The organism is Sphingomonas mali NBRC 15500 (assembly GCF_001598415.1).
Classification (GTDB): Bacteria; Pseudomonadota; Alphaproteobacteria; order Sphingomonadales; family Sphingomonadaceae; genus Sphingomonas; species Sphingomonas mali.
The window spans coordinates 22,298-41,994 of the sequence record NZ_BCYX01000011.1 but is presented as its reverse complement, the minus strand read 5'-3'; the positions used below and the strand labels follow the sequence as shown (position 1 = coordinate 41,994).

Genomic DNA, 19,697 nt, shown 5'->3' with positions numbered 1-19,697 from the left:
GATAGATGGGATCGCTGGCGGCTATCGCTTGGTCTCCACGGCGGTGAAATCCAGGTCCTTGGCGACGAACACGCTAACCGACACGCCTTGCTTGACGCGCAAGGTGGGCTTGATGTCCTGGTTGCCGACCAGCGACGATGCCGCCGTCCCGGTCGCGCCGGGTAGAGCGACCACCGCGACATTATTGTTGCTGCCGAGGCCGGCAGCCAGCCCGGTCCCGATGCTGAGCGACGTCTGCAGCAGCGCATTGCCGAAGCGCTGGAGGAAATGGGTATTGACCTTGCCCTTGATGCCGACGCGGCCGAGCGGATCGGCCGAGGGCGAGGCGAGCTCGATCGTTGCGCCGTCGGGGCGGACCAGGCGCTGCCAGATCACCAGCGCGCGATTCTGCCCGGGCTCGAGGTCGGCCTTATACTCGCCGATCAACCGGCTGCCGCGCGGGATCAACACCTTGCTGCCGTCGAATCCGCGGACGTCGCGCGTCACCAGCGCGCGCGCCGGGCCGGGCCGGGTCGAATCGAGCGCGGTTTCCAGCACCGCGGGGATCAGCGTTCCCTGCGGCACCGTGGTCGCGCGGTTGCGCAGCAGCGAGGCGCGCGATCGGCCGCCGAGCGAGCCGCCGCCGCTGCCGGGATTGGCTGTCGCGACGGCGCCCGCGCCGCCTTCTCCAGCTGGTCCGGTCGGAACGATCGCCTCTCCCGTCGTGGTGTCGAGGACGAGCACCGGATCGGCCGAGGTGCGCGGGGGCGGCGCCGGCGGCGCCACCGGCTGGGGCGGCGGCGGCGCCGGGACGTAGACCACCCGCGGCTGTGGCGGCGGGGGCGGAGGGGGCGGTGGCGGTGGTGGCGGCGGGATCACCATCGGCGCCGGCTCGGGCACAGGCGGGACGTAGAGCGGGGGCGGTTCGGCGTCGTTGCGCAAGTCGGCGGTGCGCACCCGCGTCGCCGGCGCCGACAGCTGACGCCGCCGCGCGTCAAGGATCAGGAACAGGATCAGCCCCGCCACGACGACGCCCGCCGCGATCACCCAATTGGGCAGCCCGCCGCTGGGCCGCGCGACGACCGGGCGCGCGCTCGGCTCGACATCGGCCGGCGGCGGCAGGCTGGCGCGCGGATCGGTTCCCGCCACCGCCATCAGCGCGCCACCTGCGGCACGCGGGTCGCGCGCGCCATCTTCTTGTCCAGCCGAAACACGAGTTTGTTGTTGATGCTGTCGAGCACATAGCGCCCGTCGCGCATCGCGCCGTCGGCCAGCGTCTCCTTGCCGTCGCGGTCGATCACGAACACAGCGGGCAAGGTCTGGCTGTCACGCCACAGGATGAAGGTCTTGGACCCGTCATCGGAAATCGCGTCGGGGCGCACGTCGTCCGATCCGGCGAGCTTATAGCGGCCGGGCTCGACCGGCGCGGGTCCGGTATTGGCGGGGGCGGGCGGCGGCGGATAGCGAAAGCGGACCATGAACGGCGCGCTGCCGGCGCTGCCCGGCGACAGTTCGAATACGTAACTGCGCGCGTCGGTCACCACGGTCATGTTGGTGGTGACGCCTTGCAGCGGCTTGAGGAAAAGGCGGTCGCCGCGCTTGTTGGGGGTGACCTGCCACGCGCCGCTATCGCCGACCGCGACATTTTCGATCCGTTCGTCGGGGGCGAATTCGACCGTCAGCTCGTACCCGCTCGGCACCTGCAGCGAGACGACTTGGTCGGCATCGTACATCACCGTCTGAATGCGCGGATCGCCAGCGCCGGGCTGCGGGCGGACCTGCGCCTGCACCGGAACGGCGGCAAGCGCGATCGCCAGCATCAAAGGGGCAAGCAACCTCAAAGCGTGACCTCGACGCCGTTGGGCCGGCGCGAGGGCGACGTGCTGGACTGACCGGATGTCGCCGGCGCATCGGGGGCAAATACTTGCGGCTGGCTCGATGCCGCCGGCGGTGCCGTGCTGGCGGCAGGTGCCGGCTGGGGCGTGAGATTTTCCTGACTGCGATTATAGCCGAACACCTGGAATCCGAGCGGATTGACGAAGCGATCCTCCGCCCGCATCGGCCCAGTCGAGAAACGGTATTTGATCACCGCGACCCAGGATTCGGCCGGCTGGCTCTGGCCGCCCGGATCGCGGCGAATAGTGTCGAACCGCACCAGCGCCTGGTTGGTACCCATGGAGGTGATGCTCTTGACCCGCGTGTCGACGACCGACCTTGGATAGCGGCTGAGCGGACTTGCCGGATTGGCCGCCTGCATGCCGTTGACGTAATCGGCCTTGGCGACCTCGGCCGACCAAGTCTGCACCTTGCGGTAATTGGCCTGCACCGTGCCCGCATCGTAGCTCTCGCGCGCGATGACATATTGCACCAGGAACGACTGGGTCAGCGCCGTATCGGGCGCGATCTTCTCGGCGTCGAGCGGCTTCAATTCCTGGACATAGCCGGTCTGCTTGTCGACCAACAGCGTGTACGGGACGACGGTCTTGAGAGGCATCATCACGATGATCGCGATCGCCTCGAACAAGGCGACGACCACCGCCACGCCGGCGACGATCCACGCGGTGCGGCGCGACGCGCGCAGCATATCCTGGCGGTCGTCAGCCCAACTGTCCGCCTCGCGATAATAAGCGTCGAGCGATTCGCGCGCGGCCTGTTTCATCTGTTGCTATCCCGCCGTGTTGCTCCGGCCGACACGCGCCCCCGCGTCCGCCTCCTGAAACTCTGGCCGAGCGGCACGGCAGCCGCAACGGCGATTTCTCGCGTGTTGGTCGGATTGACCCCCGGCCGTCCCAGCGAGGCCGCGGGCGGCTGGCTGGCATGGCTCTCGCGCCGCTGGGTCGCGGTCACCGCATCGGCGATCGCGATCGCGCGCGATCGCTGGTCGGTGATAATGCCTTCATTGCGTGCGCCGGCGAGCACCGGGACGCGGTCGGCAAAGCCAGTGGCGACCCGCTCGCCAGCCTGCTTCCAGCCCGACGGAATCCTGAATCCCTGCGCCACGCGTGCGACCGCGACCAGCACCGCGAGCAACGTCACCGCGAAGATCAGCGACAGCGCGAGCAATTCGACCGGCACCGCGGGTGTCGCGATCTCCTGGTGGCGCAGCTCCATCACCGCGGCCATCCAGGGTTCGAGCAAGGCGAGCTCGACCCCCAGCACGATCGCGGTGCCAAGCGCGCCCAGTGCCGCGCCGGCCAGTCCGCGCACCCAGCCCTCGAACAGCCCGCGCGTGCCCTCGAACAACAGGAAGATCGCGAATAGCGGCCCGAGCGCGAGCAACAGCCCGGCGATCAGCCGGACGCTGGCGAAGGCGGCGATCGTGCCTGCCAGGAACAAGGTCCGCGCGCTGCCCAGCAGCGACAGGTCGCGCGCCGGATCCCAGCGTGCATGACTGGCAAGCCCCTGCAGCCGGCGGCGCTCCTGCGCCTGTTGCTCGGGCGTCTGGGGCTGCGTGGTCGGCCCCGCGACCAAATCGGTATTGGGCGGCCGCCCGGTGCCGATGACGTTGAGTTCGGCGATCTCGTCGTCCACGCCCTGCAACCGCGCGACCAGTCCGCCGCCGGCACCCGGCAGGCCCGACGCGCCGCCGACCGCGCCGGCGAGTTCGGCCGGCCCCTTCAGGGCAACATCATAAGCGAGCGTGCGGAACGCCGGCCAGCTTGTCGCCAGGAGCAGCACCACGCCGAGCTTGATCACGGTGAGGATGGCGGTGCGCGCATCGGGCGTGTCGCCCAGGATCAGGCGATAGCCGAACAGCGCGATGAATACCGTCAGGACACCGCCCAGGATCAGCGACGACGCCGACCCGCCCGCGGACATCGCCTGGTATCCGGCCGCCCCCAATGTCTGCGCCTGGCAATCGATATGGCCGAGCACGCTCGACAAGAATTGCGAATCGTTGATCGCTGGGCACGCCACCTGCATCACGCGCGCTCCAGGAGCTGCGGGATCCAGTCGGCGGGATCGTCGCCTTTTTCGGCGCGGATCTCGTCGAGCAGGCGCACGGTGCGTTCGCGTCCCGACAGGATGGTCAGGATGTCGCGCTCGCCGGTCAGGTTGAGCCGCACCACGACGCTTTCGGTGCCGTGCTTGATCAGGAAGCAATGCGCGTCGTCGGGCAGGGTCCGGACGATCTCATATTCGTGCGGGGTCAGCCCGAAGCCGTCGATATAATCGGACGCGCGTGCCTTGGGATTGGTCATGAAGATCTGCGTCGCGGCCTGCTCGATGATCGCCGAGGCGATGCGGCTTTCGAGCGCGTCCTGCGCGCTTTGCGTCGCGAACCCGACGATGCCGTTCCTTTTACGGATCGTCTTTTCCCAATCCTTGATGCGACGCACGAACACCTCGTCGTCGAGCGCTTTCCATCCCTCGTCGACGACGATGATCGCCGCCGATCCGTCGAGCCGCTCCTCGACGCGGTGGAACAGGTACATCATCGCCGGCGTCCGCACCGCGGGATCGTCGAGGATCTGGGTCATGTCGAACCCGACCGAGTCGGCCGACAGGTCGGTCAGGTCGCGCTCATTGTCGAACAGCCAGGCACGCTCGCCCTCGCCCCACCATGGCCTGAGGCGCGAATAGAGATCGGCGGCGGTCGGGCGCGAGCCGCCGCGGAACAGTTCGGCGAGGTGACGCAGCCGGCGATGTTCGACCGGCTGGTCGAAATTGGCGTCGATCGCGTCCTTGATCCGCGCGGTCTCGTCGATATCGGCGCCGCCCGCCAGTTGCGCGACCCAATCGATCAGGAACTGGCGGTTGGCCGGGCTGTCCTCGAGCTGCAACGGGTTGAGCCCCGCCGCCATGTCGGGACGCAGCACGTCGTAGCGCCCCCCGATCGCCCGGATGAACAGCTCCGCCCCGCGATCCTTGTCGAAGAAGATGATCCGCGGATGGAATTTGCGCGCCTGGGCCAGCAGGAAATTGACCACCACCGTCTTGCCCGAGCCCGATGGGCCGATGACGGTGAAATTGCCCAGGTCGCCCTGGTGGAAATTGAAATAATAGGGGCCGGCCGCGGTCGTCTCGAGCAGGCTGACCGCCTGGCCCCAATGATTGGCCTCGGGCTTGCCCAAAGCGAAATTATGACTCGACGCGAAGCCGGCGAAATTGCCGGTCGAGATCAGGCCGCGCCGCGCGATATATTTGAAATTGCCGGGGAACTGCGCCCAGAAAGCGGGCTCGAGCGCGATCTCCTCGCGCACCGCGATGATCCCCAGGTCGGACATCGAGGCCTGCACTTCGGCGACGCCGGCATTGACCTCCTCGATCGTATCGCCGTGCACCGCGACGGTCATGTGGTGCTCGCCGAACCCGGCGCGGCCCGCGGCGACATCGTCCTTGGCGTTCGACAATTCGGCGCGCAGGCTGACTGCCTCGTCCTCGGCCGAGCGCATCCGCCTGAGCGCCAGGTTCATCTTGCCGAGCGCTGCCTGGCGGTCGACGAAGCCGAACGACTGCGACACCGTGATCTCGAACGGCAGCCGCAGCAATTCGTCGAGCATCCCCGGCGCCGTCTGCGCGGGATAATCCTTGATCGACACCATGCCGACGAAGCTGCGCCCGGTATTGCCCGCCGGGCCCAATTCGATCGTCTCCTCGCCGAAACTGATCCGGCGATAGGGCAGATAGGCGCCGACGTCCTGCATCGGCATCAGCACCGGACGCATCTCGGCATTGTACAGCGCCGACAGGAATTCGAGCGGTTCGGAGCAGAAGCCCGCCTTGGTCTCGTAGACCGACAGCAGGCGCGGATCGTAGCTGCCGAGCTGCGCGAGCAACGCGTCGCGTGCGGTGTCGAGCTGGTGCACTTCGTGGCTGCGGGTGATGTCGGGATCGACCCCGGTGCTGCCGAACCAGCCGCGGATACGGTCGGCTACGCCGACACGACCCTGCATCGGGCGCCGCACAAGGGTCAGGAAGATGTCGTTGACGTAGAGCCGCCGCGCCGAAAGCCGCGCGCGCCATGCCGCATCCAGCCGGGTCGAGAAATCGTCGGGAAACTTGTCCGACATCTCGGCATCGGCCTCACGCCTGATGACGTGATGATAGACCGCGAAGCGCGACGATCCGATCGCCTGCAGCATCGCGTCGCGCAGCGACTTCCTGTAATTGATCTCGTCGCTGTCGGCGGTCTCGAACAACAGGCCGCGCAGCTGGATGACCTGCATCAGCAAGCCGTCGCGCGTCTCGATCGTGTGATCGTCGACGTGCCGCGCATAAGGCAGATGCGCCCCGGCCGCTTTCTCGCGCGCGACGGCTCGCCGGTCGTTGGTCAGGGGCGGTAGGAGTTGCATCGCCAGATCGAATAATTGCGCACGCGCGGACAGCGGCTGACCTTGGCCAGCCACAAGTCGAAAAAGCGCGGCTCGCGCACGCACAGGATCATGCCGACGACATGGATGAGCGCGGCGGCTGCCAGCACCCAGATCGAATGGAAGATCAGGAACAATTCGGTCGCGACCACGCCGTTGACGACGAAATAGCTATAGGTCACGCCCGCAAACATCTGCGGCCGCGTCAACGCGACGAACAAGGGATCGCGATCGAGCCCCTCGGCCATGGCTCAATTGCCCAGGGTGGCGGTGGACTGGATTCCCGCGACGATCGAGGCGGCGCCGAACAGGATGAAGCAGCCGACGATGACGGTCGCGCCGTAGCGCCAGTTGATCCGCCCCGTCAGCATCATGAACCCGACCGCGGCGACCGCGATGATCGCGACGACGGTGGCGACCGTGCCGAGCAACGTGCCCTGCAGCCAGCGCACCGCGGACACCAACACGCCCGACCCGGCGGGGTCGTTGAGCGAATCCTGTGCGTACGCGACGCTGGCATTGATCATGCCGGCCAGCGCGGCCAGCAACGGTGCAATCCGGGACTTCATCAAACGCAACACGCCTTACCCCTCGCCTGCCGGGTTGGTGGCGCGTGAAGCCGCGGACGTGCGGCGACAGGCGCCCCCCGCACCCGAGTCGCGGGTGTGCACCAGCGCGCATCGCGTTTCAAGCGGCGCGCCCTTCCCCTCATGAAACGCGAATCGCGGGCAATGCGTTGAAAAGCCATGCCGTCCAGCGTGATACGCTCCTTTGACTATGATGAAGCCGCGCACCGGCTCGACATCCGCTTCGTCAGCGGGCGGCTCTATTCGTATCTCGACGTCCCAGAACGCGTCGCCGAGGCGATGCGCCGCGCGACCTCCAAGGGCGGGTTCTTCAACCGCCGCATCCGCGACCGCTATCGCTTCGTGCGGCGTTGACCGTTATCGTTACGCCCATGGCGAGGATACGAATCGGAATCGGCGGCTGGACCTACGAGCCGTGGCGCGGGACCTTCTTTCCCGACAAATGGCCGCAAAAGCGCGAGCTCGAATATGCCTCGCGCCAACTCACCGCGATCGAGATCAACGGCACCTATTATTCGGGATTCAAGCCGGCGACCTTCGCCGGCTGGGCGGAAGTCGTGCCAGACGACTTCGTCTTCACGGTCAAGGCATCGCGCTTCTGCACCAATCGCAAGGTGCTGGCCGAGGGCGGCGAATCGATCGCGCGGTTCGTCGGCCAGGGGATCGTCGAGCTCGGTCCCAAGCTCGGTCCGATCCTGTGGCAGTTCATGGCGACCAAGAAGTTCGACGCGGACGATTTCGGCGCGTTCCTAAAGCTGCTGCCGGCGAGCCATGACGGCGTGGCACTACGCCACGCGGTGCAGGTCCGGCACGACAGTTTCCACGTCCCCGAGTTCGTCGCCTTGTGCCGCGCGGCTGGCGTCGCGATCGTCTACGCCGAATCGGCCGATTATCCGGCGATCGCCGATGTGACCGGCGACTTCGTCTATGCCCGGCTGGAAAATGCGGTCGAAGAGGAACCGCAGGGCTATTCTGCCGACGCACTCGACCATTGGGCGGCGGTGGCGAAGGATTGGGCGGCGGGCGGATCGCCGAAGGGCCTGCCCTATGTCGCCGACCCGGCGCCAAAGAAGCCGCGCGACACCTTCATCTTCATGATCAACGGCGCCAAAGTCCGCGCACCGGCGGCCGCGCAGGCGTTGATCGCGCGGATTTAGGTCGCGAATGCATAAAACGGGGCGTGTCCGAGAATGGGTGGAAAGCGGACGCTTAGAGCATCACCAGCGACCATCGCATCTGCTGGCGAACGGATCGGTGATTATCATTGGCTGTCGCGTCACCGATTGAGGGCGGCACCGCTTGAGAGTTTTGCCAAACAACAGGATTGAGCGGCTCTTCATGGCTGCTACGCCTGTTTGGAAATCGTTCGCTGCTTGCCCGAACTCACGAAGATAGGAGAGCGCCGCCGTGCGTTTGACGCGTGGGCAAGCGCGAAGCAAATCACGGGCGGCCGTAGTCATAGCTTGCCATAGAGCAGGCTCGCCACCGGTGCGAAACCTCTGGTAAGGTGCGGAAAGAAAGCACTCAGACTCCGTCTTAACATCGATCTCGAGCATACCTCCATCATCGGTAAGATTTACTGTCAGGCTACCGTCTCGCGATCGCCACCGAAGATGAAGTTTTGTCCACTCTGTCGCAACATGCATGATCAAAGGCTCGTCCGGTTCGCGGGTGCGAACCTCCTCAATCAGAGCGACAGTGCCGAAACTCCGGCTTTGTTCGACCGTCGCGGCAACGCTAGGAGCGCCTGCGACGAAGCATAGCATCAGGAAAGAACCGAGATCAGCGAGCCTCATCTCAGCTTGATGCACCATCTCCGGCCAGTCCGCTATTGGGCGCTTCCAGCCTGACCGCTTTTATGAATCTAGGGGCAAGTATCTGCCCTCCAAGCCGTCGCCCCCGCGAGAGCGGGATGACAAAGAGGCAGATCGCTACCGTCGGGCCGGTGCCGGTGCAGCGGCGTTGCCTTGCAGCGCCGCGGCTTCCAGCGTGTCGAGCGCCTGGCGAGTCGCGATATAGCGCTGCGCGCCATCGAGCCAGGCTTTGGATTGCGCGGCGCCGGGCAGGCGCTTCACTTCCTCGACCGCGGCCTCGACTTGTCCCAGGGCGAGGAACCGGCGGATCCGCGCCAGCCGCTCGCCGGGCACCGGCGACGGCGCGTTGCGCGGGTGGATCACCACCAGGCTGCCGAGCATGCGGACGAACGACCCGCCCCAGCCGTCGCCCGCCGGCCCCAAGGCCAGCTGCGATCCGATCTGGTCGAGGCCGAGCCGCAGATCCTCTACCGTGATCGGGTTGCGCCCGGCATCGATGATCGCGGCAACCTCATTGGGGCGCGTGGTGCCGAACCGGTCTCGCAATTGCTGTTCGATATAGCCGAGAGACGATCCGCGATCGATCGCGCGGCGCGCGGCGAACGCGATCATCATCCCTTCGGCGCGCGTCGCATTGCCATAGGAATTGGCGGCTTCCCCCGTCACTGCGGCGGTGCGCTGCTCGAGCGCGGCGAGTTCGGCGGCGAGCATCTGCTGACGCGCCGAGAGCGAGGCGGGGTCGCTCGCCACCGGCGGCGCGACGATGACCTTGGTAGCGGGCGCCGCCGCTTGCGGCTCGGGCACGGGTTGCGCGGGGATCATCCGCCAGACGACCAGGCCGGCGATCAGCAGCCCGACGACGAAGGTGGCGAGTGCGATTCCGACGGTCGCCGTCAGGGTCAGTTGCCGGGCGGGCTGCGGGGGGCTCGGCGCTATGTCGTTCATGGCGTCCTTATCCGCCGCGCCGCGTGGGCGGTCAATCGGCCAGCGCGCGCGCAAGCGCAGTCAGTGCGGCATCGTCAGGGGTGGCGGCGGCCGCGACGTGTTCCCAGTCACCGCCCGCGGCATCGGCGGTCGCCGCGCTGATCGCCGCCAGCCGCACCGTCCGGCGATCGATCCCGGCGCGATCGATCAGGTCGGCGACGCGGCGCGCCGCGCGGGCCGAATGGAGCAGGACGACCGATCCCGCGAGCTGGTCGAGCGCCTCGATCGGAACGGCAACCGGGTCGCTGGCATAGACCGCGATCGCCTCGGCGATGATCGGATGACTCGCCAGGGCGCGGTCGCGGCCACCAAGCAGCAAGCCACGCCGCACGCCGCTTGCCGCGGCGGCGGCGACCAATGTCGTTGCGTCGCGATCACCGACCGCGACCACTTCCAACCCCGCATCGCGTGCCGCGGCAGCGGTGGCGTCGCCGACGGCATGGACGGGCAGTCCCCGGAGAACGGCAAGCGTCGGCCCGGCATGCCGCGGCGCATTGGCGCTGGTCAGCAATAGCGCATCGAATCGCGTGACGTCGGGCGGCGTCCAGTCGATCGCGTGGACCTCGAACAAGGGCAGCCGGATCGCGGTCAGCCCCAGCGCCTCGATCGCGGCGGCGGTCGCGGCGTTGCCAGGCTCGGGGCGCAGCACCGCGATGGCGCGGCTCATCCGCCGAACCCCGCGCGAATCGCCGGCGTCGCCCGCTCGAACAGCGCGCTTGCGAGGTCGCGCGCCAGTGTCTCGCCATCCGGCCCCGAGGCATCGCCGGCGACATGCTCGCCGCCATCCTCGGACAGCAATTCGGCGCGCAACGTCACAACATCGTCCGCGATCGTCGCCAGGGCGGCGATCGGCGAGTGGCAGGTCGCATCGAGCGCCGCGAGGAACGCGCGTTCCGAGCGCACCGCGCGGCTGGTCGCCTGATGATCGAGCGCCGCGAGCAAGGCCGCCGTCATGGCGTCATCGGCGCGGCATTCGATCCCGACCGCACCTTGCGCCGGGGCCGGCAGCATCTCCTCGACCGCCAGGGCGGTGCCGATATCGTCGCGTCCCAGGCGGTCGAGCCCCGCCGCCGCGAGCAACGTGGCATCAGCCTCGCCCGCCGCGAGCTTGGCCAGCCGCGTATCGACATTGCCGCGGAACAGCACCACCGACACATCGGGCCGCGCGCGCAGCACCTGGGCGCGCCGCCGCGGGCTGCTCGTGCCGACCACGCCATGTTCGCGGATCGCGGCGAGGCTGTCGGCACCGACCAGCCGGTCGCGGACATCGGCGCGCTTCAGCATCGCCGCGATGACGATGCTGTCGGGCCGGATCGTCTCGACGTCCTTCATCGAATGGACGGCAAGATCGATCTCGCCGTCGAGCAACGCGCGATCGAGCTCCTTGGTCCACAAGGCCTTGCCGCCGATCTCGGCCAGCGCGCGATCCTGGACGCGGTCGCCGGTAGTGCGGATAATGTGAATCTCACAGGCGATATCGTGCGCCGCCGCCAGCGCATCCTTCACCATATTGGCTTGGACCAGCGCGAGCGGCGATCCTCGCGTGCCGAGTTTGAGGACGGTCATCGCCCCCCTCTAGCGGGTCGCTTTCGGCTTGTCGGCACCGTATTTCGCGACCGGCCGCCGCGGCATTGCCACCTCTGGTCCGCGCCGGCGCCCCGCCCTAGCCTGGGGAGGATTCAATCCACCAGCTTCGTCTCTACGGCCGGGCCGCTTTCCAACGTTCGATGCACCGGGCATTTGTTGGCGATCACCAACAGGCGGTCGCGCTGTTCCTGGGTGAGGTTGCCCTCCAGCCGGATGTCGCGATGGAGGACCTCCAGCCGCGGCCGCCCGCCCGCCGCGGCGGCGCAATCGTCGGCATGACGGCGTTCGTGGCGGAGCAGCACCTCGACGCCTTCGGCCGGGATGCCCTCGGCGCGCGCGACGAGCTCGATCGTCATGGCGGTACACGTGCCGAGCGCCGCGAGCAGCAGGTCATAGGGCGTGGGGCCGAGGTCGCTGCCGCCCGATCGCAGCGGTTCGTCCGCCAGGAACGAGTGCCCCGACGCGTCGACCAGCTGGACGAACGTCCCTTCGCCCGAGCCGACGCGGACGCAGCCTTCGGGCAACATGTCGGGCGACTTGGCGGGCAGCAGAAAGGGCTCGACCCAGGCGGCGATGATCGACGCGGCATAGGATGCGCGCTCGGCATCGGTCAGCAGATGATCGGCGCCGTCGAGCGCGACGAAACTCTTGGGATGTTTGGCGGCGTCGTAGATCGCCTTGGCATTCTCTATCCCGACGACCTCGTCGGTCGGGGCGTGGAGAACCAGCAGCGCCTTTTTGAGGTGCGCCAGCCGCGTTGCCTGATCCTGTCCCTTGGCGGCGTCGAGAAAGTCGCGCCCGACGCGGAACGGACGTCCGCCGATCGCGACCGTCCCGACTCCTTCCGCCTCGATCCGCGCCGCGTCCTCCGCGCTGATATGATGCAGCGCATGCGCCGGGTCGAACGGCGCGCCGATCGTGACCACGGCGCGCGACGAGGGGATATGCGCCGCCGCGGCGATCACCGCCGCGCCGCCCAGCGAATGGCCGATCAGGATCGACGGCGCGCCGATCGTCGCCTCGAGATGCGCCGCCGCGGCGACGAGGTCGTCGATATTGGCGCCGAAATGGCTGTCGGCGAAGTCGCCGCCGCTCTTGCCGAGTCCCGTAAAGTCGAACCGCAGGGTTGCGATGCCTTGCGCTGCCAGTGCGGTGCTGACGCGCCGCGCGCCATGGCTCGCCTGGGTGCAGGTGAAGCAATGCGCGAACAGGGCGATGGAGCGGACGCGCCCCGGCGGCAGTTCGAGCGATCCCGCGAGTGGCACGCCCGCTTTATTCTCGAACCGAACCTCTCGCGCCATTCCCGCCTCCATTATCGCTGGAGCGCGGGCCTATAGCATGCACGTTACCGTTCGAAGGCCCGACCGGGCGGAAAAGCAGCGTTTTGATTGGCAGCGTGCCGGTTGGAGCGGGGACCGCGGCGGCCACCGCCGGGGTAGTTCAGGCCTCGGCTCCGGCCAGCGCCGCCTTGACGTCATTCTCCGCTTCCCTGTGCAGCGCCCAGAAATCCGGGACGCCGCGCCCTTCGAGCCGCGCCTCAAGCACCGCCAAATGCGACGTCCAGCCACCGCCGAAATTAGCTGCCTGATCGCGATTCTTGATGCCGCTATGGACTAGGGTCAGCAACGTTTTGCCCTCGCCCGCGTCCTTCAGTTCGAACGTGGCGATGCTGTCGGCGTCGCTGCCGAACGTATAGGCGATGGCGTGCGGAGGCTCATACCGCACCACCTTCTCGGTCCAGCGGCGGCCGATATTGCCGGCGAAGCGCTCTGGCGTGGGGATATCGTCGTCGGACAATTGGTCGTGATCGAACACGAATTCGATATCGCCCCCGACGCGGCCGTCGATTGACCCGCCCATGAACCAGCGCTGGCGAAGCTCGGACTCGGTCAGGTATTTCCACACCGTCTCGACCGGGGCGGGCAAGAGGCGCTCGAAGCGGAGCTCGGTTGCGGTGAGAATATCGGTCATCCTTTGTCTCCAATCGTGTCGGACAGCGTATCGAGGATCATCGTCCAGCCGTGCCGCGTCTGGTCTTCATACGCCGCCCAGGCCGGATCCATTTCATGAGTAAGCGTCAGTCGCGCGCCGGCCGCGGTGGGTGCGATCTCGATCGTCACGCGAGTCCATTGCCCTTCCTCCGCCGGATCGGCGGCGAACAGGAAGACCAGGCGGCGCGGACGGTCGATCTCTTCGAACAACAGCCGGTGGCGCGCATCGCCCGACGGCCGCCGCTCGACGATCAGCCCGCGCCCGCCAACCCGCGCATCGATCTCGCAGGTCAGCATCTCGCCGTCGGGCGTGGCGAACAGGAAACGCCGCGCGATCGCGGGATCGAGCCAGGCGTCGAACACGCGCTCGGGCGAGGCCGCGATCTCGCGGCTGACGGTCAGCGTAATGGGATCGGTCATGGCAGATTCACTTGCCAGGAGACGCCGAACCTATCATTCACCCAGGCGAACTTTCGGCTGAACCCGTAATTGCCCGGCGGCATCAACACGCCACCGCCCTCGGCCAATATAGTGGCGAGACGGTCGACCTCCTCCTCATCCTTGCAGGTCAGCATGAACGAGATCGACGGCGTGAAGGTGAAGGCGTGGTGGACGAAGCTGTCGCTGGCCAGGATCGGAAGGCCGGCGACCACCGCCCGCGCCAGCCGGACCGATCCTTCCGGGCCAGGCTCGCCGGCGCCATAGCGATCGACATGCTCGATCCGGCTTTCCGGAATCGCCGCGACGTAGAAGTCGAGCGCTTCCTCGGCGCGTCCCTCGAACATCAGGAAGGGCGTGGCGTCGATCATTTCAGTTTCTCCTGATCCTCGACGATGATCGCCTCCAGCCGATCGAGCGTCGACAACCAGAAACGCTCCCATTGCCGCAGCCATTCGTCGGCTTCGCGCAACCGTTCCGCCTTCAATCGGCAGAGCTGCTGGCGCCCGGCCTTGCGGCGCTCGACCAGCCCGGCGCGTTCGAGCACGCCGACATGCTTGGCGGCGCCGGCGAAGCTCATCGCGTGGGGCGCGGCGAGTTCGCCGACCGATCGTTCGCCCAGCGCCAGGCTGGCGAGCATCGCGCGACGGGTGGGATCGGCGAGAGCCGCGAACGTGAGATCGAGTCGTTCAACCATATGGTTTTATATTGCGCATTCGCGATAAAAGTCAACCGAGTGGTTTAACATTTTCCTCGCTCGATAAGCCCTCTCCCGTTTACGGGAGAGGGTTGGGTGAGGGTCTTCTTTCTTCTTCCAGGCGTTTGTCGAAACAGAAGAAGAAAGAAGACCCTCACCTTCCCACCGCTTCGCGGTGGGCCCCTCCCTCTCCCGCAAGCGGGAGAGGGGCTTAACGCCACGTCCGGCAAACCGCCCAGTTAAAAAACTTGCCAAGAGCGCCCCATTTGTCCGAAGCTCGTGAACCAATCTGGTTGGCTGGAGGGCGATATGATCACTGCGATCCGCGAAGTACGCCGTGCCAAGGGAATGACGCTCGACGATGTCGCGCAACGATGCGTGCCGCCGACCACCGCGCAGACGATCGGCCGGCTGGAGACAGGCATGCGGACGGTGTCGGTCAAATGGCTCAATCGCATTGCGGCGGCGCTCGGCGTCGAAGCCGCGGACCTGGTGCGGTTGCCCGATCAGGCGGATTTGCCCGTCGCCGCCGTGCTGGGCGCGGAGGGTGTGTTCGCGCCCGGCCGGGAAAGCCTGATCCCGCCGCCCCGCCCCGACGCCGGCGCCGTGGCAGTATCGGTCAGCGCGGGGATCGGCGACTATCGCGCGGGCGACACGATCTGGTGCGCGCGGCTGGCGCCCGAGTCATTCGGCCGCGCGCTCAACCGCGACGTGCTGGTGCCGCGCCCCGGCGGACGGTTCCTGTTCGGCCGGCTGATCGGGCGCGAAGGCGACCGGTTGCAGCTTCTTCCCCTCGGCTCCGGCCAACGCCAGCAAGTGATCAGCGACCCTGCCTGGATCGCGGAGGTCCGGACGCTGGTTCGCGCCTTGTGACGAAACAGGCAGGGGCCGTACAGCGAAGCTGCAAAGTCCCTAGACCAGTCCCCTGCCCCTGATCCGCAACGCCGGCGCGAAGGCGCCATCCTGTGGCGCGGGTAGCGTCAGCCGCAATGCATCGGCATCGCGGCGAAAGCGTAATTCGGGTCCGCCGATAAGGTCGACGCGCTCGATCACTGCATCGCGAAGCGCGTTCTTGCCGAGCGAGGCGATCGCGCTTTCGCCCGTCGGCCAGTCGAGGAAGATAGCGTAAAGCGTCTCGCCCTTCTTGGTGAAGCGGATGTCCTCGCCGGTGAAGGGCTTCTGTTTGTCTTCGCCGAACGCGCCGGCGGGCGGCGGCTTGGTCGGCCCTTCGCCATATTTGCGCCAGGGGCGCGTAGCGAAGATCGCCTCGCCGTTGCGCCGCGTCCAGCCCGTGAACTGGTCGACGATCGCCTCCTCCTTCTCGTCGATCGTGCCGTCGCCGCGCACCGGCACGTTGAACAGCAAGGTGCCGTTCTTCGACACGACGTCCGCCAGGATCTGCACGACCTGTTTGGCGCTCTTATAGCCGTTGCTCTCGTAAAGCGGCCGCGAATAATGCCACGATCCGATGCAGGTGCAGGTCTGCCACGGTGTTTCGAGGATATCATTGAGCACGCCGCGCTCGACATTCCAGGTGATCGCCCGCTGCGCGAACGCGTCGAGCAAGCCGCCGGTCATGATCACGTCGGGCGATCCGTGCCACTCGACCGCTTGGTTGTAATAATGTGCGACCGCTTCCAGCCCATATTTGCCGAACGGCACGCCGGCATGGTCCATGAACATGAGGTCGGGCTTGTAATCCTCGACGATCTGTTTCTGACGCCGCAACCACTTCTCGACGAACCGGAGATTGCCCGTCGGCACGCCTTCCAGCCACTGGCCGTCGCGCTTGTCGTGCCATTCCAGCATCGCCTTGGCCGAGCTGATGCCGTCGGGCGGCACGTAATAGGGCCCGGTATAGAGTTCCTGTGGGTCGAGCCCTTCCCAATATTTGCCGATGCCGTGCTGTTTGCGGAGCCAGTACGCATCGTAGCGGCGGCCGCGCATCGGCCCTTCCGCGTCATAGCCATAGGCCGGCTGGTACCAGTGCCAGGCGTGGCCCGAATGGTTGGAGACGCCGAACCGCAAGCCGGCATCGCGCGCGGCCTTTTCCCAGGTCGCCAGAATATCCTTCTTCGGCCCGACGCGGACGCTGTTCCATTCCTGGTGCTTGCTCGCGAACAGGTCGAGATTGTCGTGATGGCAACCCATCCCGACAAAGTATCGCGCCCCCGCGGCAGCATATTTGCGGACAAGCCGGTCCGGCTGCCAATTCTCGGCCTTCCACTGGCCGATGATGTCGATAAAGCCGGTCTGGCTGGGATGGCCATAACGCCGGAGATGGTCCTGATAGGCGGTTTCGCCTTGTTCCCACGGTTGCCGTCCCTGAGTGTATAGCAGCCGCGCATACCAGTCGCCGAACTCGGCTTGGCATTGCGGTCCCCAATGCGCCCAGATGCCGAGCTTGGCGTCGCGAAACCATTCGGGATGGCGGTACCCGGCCGCAAGCGAGCGCCAGTCGGCAGCAAACGGCTCATTTGTGGCTGCCTGCGCGACGCCAACGCCGCCGGCCAGGGCCGCCGCTCCTCCGCTCAACAGCACGTCACGTCTCGTCAGCATCGGTCGCTCCCCAAGGGTGTACGGGCAACACCCCGAATTCTCGTATATGAAAACACCAATTACATATGCAAGACTTACACATGCCCGATTGAGAATCTAGACCGAACGATGATCCCTCCCCACACGCGGCAAGATTTTTATCGCAAACGACCGCATCCGCGTCTTGGTAACCCGCGTCTCAAAGCATTTGGCTGCCGGTGAGCCCACACGCCTGACCGGCAATGATCGCTCGACGTGGACTTGCGACGCGCCGGCAATGGAAGCCGACTTCTATGCTGAGCCAGGAATGGTGGGCGGTGACGGTCTCGAACCGCCGACCCTCTCGGTGTAAACGAGATGCTCTACCAACTGAGCTAACCGCCCGTACGCTTGTCCTCTGACGCGATGCGCCCGCCAGCGCAAGGGGTCAGGCGATCGCCAGGCCGTTCTGTGCGAGCGTCGCGAAATAGCGGTTCATGCGATCGAGCGCCGCGTCGCTCAGCGCCATGAAGGCGCGGCGGCGGTCGAACGGGTCGGGCTCGCGCACGAACAAGCCGTCCTCGGTCATCCGTCCGATCCAGCGCAATGCGGTGCTGGGCGGCACCGCCGCGGCGATGCACAGGCTGGATACCGACACCTGCGCGCGTTCGAGATGCGCGGCATAGAGGTCGAGCAGCATGTCCCAGGCGGGATCCTCGAACAGCACGTCGGGGAACGGGCGGCTGCGCAGCCGCCGCGCGCGGATCGCCTTGCGGACATCGGCCGCCGCGACCTGCACCGGCTCGGCGGGCAAGCCATAGTCGCTGCGTTGATCGGCGACGTTGGCGGGAAGCGGGCGCGCCGCGGGTTCGACCGGCGCGACCAAGGCCTGCGCGATCGCCGCGGCAAGATCGGCCGGCCGCGGATCGCACAGCAAGGTGATCCGCCGGGCGAGCAGCGGCGCGGCGACCGCGTCGATCTGGCTTTCGGTCAACGTGACGATCAGCCCGAATTCGGTTTCCGGCACATGGCCGAGCCGGTCGACCGCGTCGTGCAGCGTATCACCTGCAAGATCCTCGAGTGCCGCGATGACGAGCTGCGCATCCGACATGCCGGGCGAGGCCGCATCCGACCAATCAGCCTCGGCGACAACCTCAGCGCCGGCCCTGATGGCCGCGGCGGCGAGATGAACGCGCGCGCCGGGCCGGCCCAGCACGAACGCCCTGGCGTGCTGGATCGATGCCGCGCCGCTCACCGCGATCACCCCAGCGCCTTGACGATTTCCTCGACCATCTTCTTGGCGTCGGCGAGGAGCATCATCGTATTGTCCTGATAGAAGACGTCGTTGTCGACGCCGGCATAACCGACGCCGCCCATCGAACGCTTGATGAACAGCACCGTCTTGGCCTTGTTCACGTCGAACACCGGCATGCCGTAGATCGGCGAGCTCTTGTCGGTCTTGGCCGCCGGATTGACCACGTCATTGGCGCCGATGATGAACGCGACATCGGTCTGGGCGAACTCGCTGTTGATGTCCTCGAGCTCGAACACCTCGTCATAGGGAACGTTCGCCTCGGCGAGCAGCACGTTCATATGGCCCGGCATGCGCCCCGCGACCGGATGAATCGCGTATTTGACGCGGACGCCCTCTTCCTTGAGCTTGTCGGCCATCTCGCGCAGCACGTGCTGCGCCTGCGCCACCGCCATGCCGTAACCAGGGACGATGATGACCTGTTCGGCCTGGCTCATCAGGAACGCCGCGTCCTCGGCCGATCCGCGCTTCCACGGGCGATCGGTTGCGGCCGCCGCCGCACCGCCACCGCTGTCGCCGCCGAAGCCGCCGGCGATCACGCTGATGAAGCTGCGGTTCATCGCGCGGCACATGATGTAGCTGAGGATCGCGCCCGACGAGCCGACCAGCGCACCGGTGATGATCATCGCGGTGTTGTGCAGCGTGAAGCCCATCGCCGCCGCCGCCCAGCCCGAATAGCTGTTGAGCATCGACACCACGACCGGCATGTCCGCCCCGCCGATCGGGATGATCAGCAGGAAGCCGATCGCGAAGCTGAGGCCTGTAATGGTCCAGAACACCCAGGGCGACTGATCCTGCGTAAAGTAGGCGACCAGTCCGAGAATGCCCGCGAGCACCGCCAGGTTGATGACGTGACGACCGGGCAACATGATCGGCTTGCCGCCCATATTGCCGTTGAGCTTGAGGAACGCGATCACCGAGCCCGAGAAGGTGATCGCGCCGATCGCGACGCCCAGGCCCATTTCGATCCGGCTCTGGGTGAAGATCTGGCCAGCCACGGCGATGCCGAAGGCTTCGGGATTGAGGAAGGCAGCACCCGCGACCAGCACGGCCGCCATACCGACCAGCGAGTGGAAGGCGGCCACGAGCTGCGGCATCGCGGTCATCGCGATGCGTCGGGCGGTGACGATGCCAATTGTGGCACCGATACCGATCGCTACGAGGATTTCGATCAACGTGACCGTGTCGAGACGTGCCACGTACGAATCTTCTGCAAAGTTCGTGACCAATAAGGGCGCGTGCGTCACCAACGTCGTCACCACGGCGATCGTCATGCCGATCATGCCGAAACGATTGCCGCGCTGACTCGAGGTCGGACTCGACAGCCCGCGCAGCGCGAGGATGAAGCACACCCCGGCAACCAGATAGGCCAGCGACGCCCAAGGATTCACCGCGATCGCTTCTTCCATTCTGTCCTACCCCGTCATGCCAGCGAAAGCTGGCATCTCCCTGTTACCCGCACGGCGCCAAGCCGCAC

Annotated in this window: 22 protein-coding genes and 1 tRNA gene; 3 read left to right on the top strand and 20 right to left on the bottom strand. The window is 66.7% G+C overall.

The features are described from left to right. Nucleotides 1-21 precede the first annotated feature (21 nt). Genes SMA01S_RS24170 through SMA01S_RS10250 form a run of 7 tightly spaced genes read right to left on the bottom strand, consistent with a single transcriptional unit; the run spans nucleotide 22 to nucleotide 6,862 of the window. Nucleotides 22-1,134 carry a TraB/TrbI/VirB10 family type IV secretion system protein gene (locus SMA01S_RS24170; RefSeq protein ID WP_066821159.1) on the bottom strand — a complete coding sequence of 371 codons (1,113 nt, stop codon included), beginning with the start codon at nucleotides 1,132-1,134 and terminating at the stop codon, nucleotides 22-24. Then, the gene (locus SMA01S_RS10275; RefSeq protein ID WP_066821156.1) at nucleotides 1,134-1,799 is read right to left on the bottom strand and encodes a TrbG/VirB9 family P-type conjugative transfer protein; all 666 of its coding nucleotides are present in this window, start codon (nucleotides 1,797-1,799) and stop codon (nucleotides 1,134-1,136) included. The genes SMA01S_RS24170 and SMA01S_RS10275 overlap by 1 nt, the downstream gene beginning before the upstream one ends. Before the next feature lie 17 nt (nucleotides 1,800-1,816). Continuing rightward, nucleotides 1,817-2,638: a VirB8 family type IV secretion system protein gene (locus SMA01S_RS10270; protein ID WP_066821153.1), complete on the bottom strand. Its 822-nt coding sequence runs from the start codon at nucleotides 2,636-2,638 to the stop codon at nucleotides 1,817-1,819. Then, a complete protein-coding gene (locus SMA01S_RS10265) occupies nucleotides 2,635-3,903 on the bottom strand; it encodes a type IV secretion system protein (protein WP_066821150.1) in 1,269 nt (422 codons plus the stop codon). The genes SMA01S_RS10270 and SMA01S_RS10265 overlap by 4 nt, the downstream gene beginning before the upstream one ends. After that, nucleotides 3,903-6,275, bottom strand: a complete 2,373-nt coding sequence (locus SMA01S_RS10260) for a VirB4 family type IV secretion/conjugal transfer ATPase (RefSeq protein WP_066821147.1) — start codon at nucleotides 6,273-6,275, stop codon at nucleotides 3,903-3,905. The genes SMA01S_RS10265 and SMA01S_RS10260 overlap by 1 nt, the downstream gene beginning before the upstream one ends. Beyond that, nucleotides 6,254-6,541, bottom strand: coding sequence for a VirB3 family type IV secretion system protein (locus tag SMA01S_RS10255; RefSeq protein ID WP_066821144.1), 288 nt, complete (start codon nucleotides 6,539-6,541; stop codon nucleotides 6,254-6,256). Before SMA01S_RS10255 ends, SMA01S_RS10260 begins: the two co-directional genes overlap by 22 nt. Before the next feature lie 3 nt (nucleotides 6,542-6,544). Next, on the bottom strand, nucleotides 6,545-6,862 hold the full coding sequence (locus SMA01S_RS10250; RefSeq protein WP_066821141.1) for a TrbC/VirB2 family protein: 318 nt from the start codon (nucleotides 6,860-6,862) through the stop codon (nucleotides 6,545-6,547). Between the two features lie 189 nt (nucleotides 6,863-7,051). On the opposite strand from SMA01S_RS10250, the gene SMA01S_RS10245 reads away from it, so the two are divergent. Beyond that, nucleotides 7,052-7,234, top strand: coding sequence for a KTSC domain-containing protein (locus SMA01S_RS10245; RefSeq protein WP_245649229.1), 183 nt, complete (start codon nucleotides 7,052-7,054; stop codon nucleotides 7,232-7,234). Between the two features lie 17 nt (nucleotides 7,235-7,251). Continuing rightward, complete coding sequence (locus SMA01S_RS10240; RefSeq protein WP_066821137.1) at nucleotides 7,252-8,037, top strand: DUF72 domain-containing protein; 786 nt, start codon at nucleotides 7,252-7,254, stop codon at nucleotides 8,035-8,037. Between the two features lie 60 nt (nucleotides 8,038-8,097). Here the strand turns inward: SMA01S_RS10240 and SMA01S_RS24540 are convergent, their stop codons facing one another. From SMA01S_RS24540 to SMA01S_RS10200, 9 genes are all read right to left on the bottom strand, one after another. After that, entirely contained in the window at nucleotides 8,098-8,676 is a 579-nt protein-coding gene (locus SMA01S_RS24540; RefSeq protein ID WP_157093892.1) for a hypothetical protein, read from the bottom strand. A 135-nt stretch (nucleotides 8,677-8,811) separates the two neighbouring features. Next, nucleotides 8,812-9,639 carry an MICOS complex subunit MIC60 gene (locus SMA01S_RS10235; RefSeq protein WP_066821135.1) on the bottom strand — a complete coding sequence of 276 codons (828 nt, stop codon included), beginning with the start codon at nucleotides 9,637-9,639 and terminating at the stop codon, nucleotides 8,812-8,814. 31 nt (nucleotides 9,640-9,670) lie between these two features. Then, on the bottom strand, nucleotides 9,671-10,345 hold the full coding sequence (locus SMA01S_RS10230) for a uroporphyrinogen-III synthase (RefSeq protein WP_066821133.1): 675 nt from the start codon (nucleotides 10,343-10,345) through the stop codon (nucleotides 9,671-9,673). Beyond that, the gene (gene hemC, locus SMA01S_RS10225; protein WP_066821131.1) at nucleotides 10,342-11,244 is read right to left on the bottom strand and encodes a hydroxymethylbilane synthase; all 903 of its coding nucleotides are present in this window, start codon (nucleotides 11,242-11,244) and stop codon (nucleotides 10,342-10,344) included. Before hemC ends, SMA01S_RS10230 begins: the two co-directional genes overlap by 4 nt. A 113-nt stretch (nucleotides 11,245-11,357) precedes the next feature. After that, the gene (locus SMA01S_RS10220; protein ID WP_066821120.1) at nucleotides 11,358-12,566 is read right to left on the bottom strand and encodes a bifunctional alpha/beta hydrolase/OsmC family protein; all 1,209 of its coding nucleotides are present in this window, start codon (nucleotides 12,564-12,566) and stop codon (nucleotides 11,358-11,360) included. Nucleotides 12,567-12,705: 139 nt separating this feature from the next. Continuing rightward, nucleotides 12,706-13,236, bottom strand: a complete 531-nt coding sequence (locus tag SMA01S_RS10215; protein WP_066821118.1) for an SRPBCC family protein — start codon at nucleotides 13,234-13,236, stop codon at nucleotides 12,706-12,708. Beyond that, entirely contained in the window at nucleotides 13,233-13,676 is a 444-nt protein-coding gene (locus SMA01S_RS10210; protein ID WP_066821116.1) for an SRPBCC family protein, read from the bottom strand. Before SMA01S_RS10210 ends, SMA01S_RS10215 begins: the two co-directional genes overlap by 4 nt. Further along, nucleotides 13,673-14,065 (bottom strand): VOC family protein, encoded by a 393-nt coding sequence (locus SMA01S_RS10205; RefSeq protein ID WP_066821110.1) that lies wholly within the window; start codon nucleotides 14,063-14,065, stop codon nucleotides 13,673-13,675. Before SMA01S_RS10205 ends, SMA01S_RS10210 begins: the two co-directional genes overlap by 4 nt. Further along, on the bottom strand, nucleotides 14,062-14,391 hold the full coding sequence (locus tag SMA01S_RS10200) for an ArsR/SmtB family transcription factor (RefSeq protein ID WP_066821108.1): 330 nt from the start codon (nucleotides 14,389-14,391) through the stop codon (nucleotides 14,062-14,064). The genes SMA01S_RS10205 and SMA01S_RS10200 overlap by 4 nt, the downstream gene beginning before the upstream one ends. Nucleotides 14,392-14,700: 309 nt before the next feature. Between SMA01S_RS10200 and SMA01S_RS10195 the strand changes: the two genes are divergently transcribed. Then, the gene (locus SMA01S_RS10195; RefSeq protein ID WP_066821390.1) at nucleotides 14,701-15,264 is read left to right on the top strand and encodes a helix-turn-helix domain-containing protein; all 564 of its coding nucleotides are present in this window, start codon (nucleotides 14,701-14,703) and stop codon (nucleotides 15,262-15,264) included. A gap of 39 nt (nucleotides 15,265-15,303) precedes the next feature. Here the strand turns inward: SMA01S_RS10195 and SMA01S_RS10190 are convergent, their stop codons facing one another. The 4 genes from SMA01S_RS10190 to SMA01S_RS10175 all read right to left on the bottom strand — a co-directional run bounded on the left by SMA01S_RS10190 (nucleotide 15,304) and on the right by SMA01S_RS10175 (nucleotide 19,629). Then, complete coding sequence (locus tag SMA01S_RS10190; protein WP_066821106.1) at nucleotides 15,304-16,950, bottom strand: alpha-L-fucosidase; 1,647 nt, start codon at nucleotides 16,948-16,950, stop codon at nucleotides 15,304-15,306. 287 nt (nucleotides 16,951-17,237) lie between these two features. Further along, a tRNA-Val gene (locus SMA01S_RS10185) sits at nucleotides 17,238-17,313 on the bottom strand. A gap of 43 nt (nucleotides 17,314-17,356) precedes the next feature. After that, nucleotides 17,357-18,172, bottom strand: a complete 816-nt coding sequence (locus SMA01S_RS24925) for a helix-turn-helix domain-containing protein (RefSeq protein ID WP_066821104.1) — start codon at nucleotides 18,170-18,172, stop codon at nucleotides 17,357-17,359. Beyond that, the gene (locus tag SMA01S_RS10175) at nucleotides 18,169-19,629 is read right to left on the bottom strand and encodes an NAD(P)(+) transhydrogenase (Re/Si-specific) subunit beta (RefSeq protein WP_066821101.1); all 1,461 of its coding nucleotides are present in this window, start codon (nucleotides 19,627-19,629) and stop codon (nucleotides 18,169-18,171) included. Before SMA01S_RS10175 ends, SMA01S_RS24925 begins: the two co-directional genes overlap by 4 nt. Between the last annotated feature and the right edge of the window lie 68 nt (nucleotides 19,630-19,697).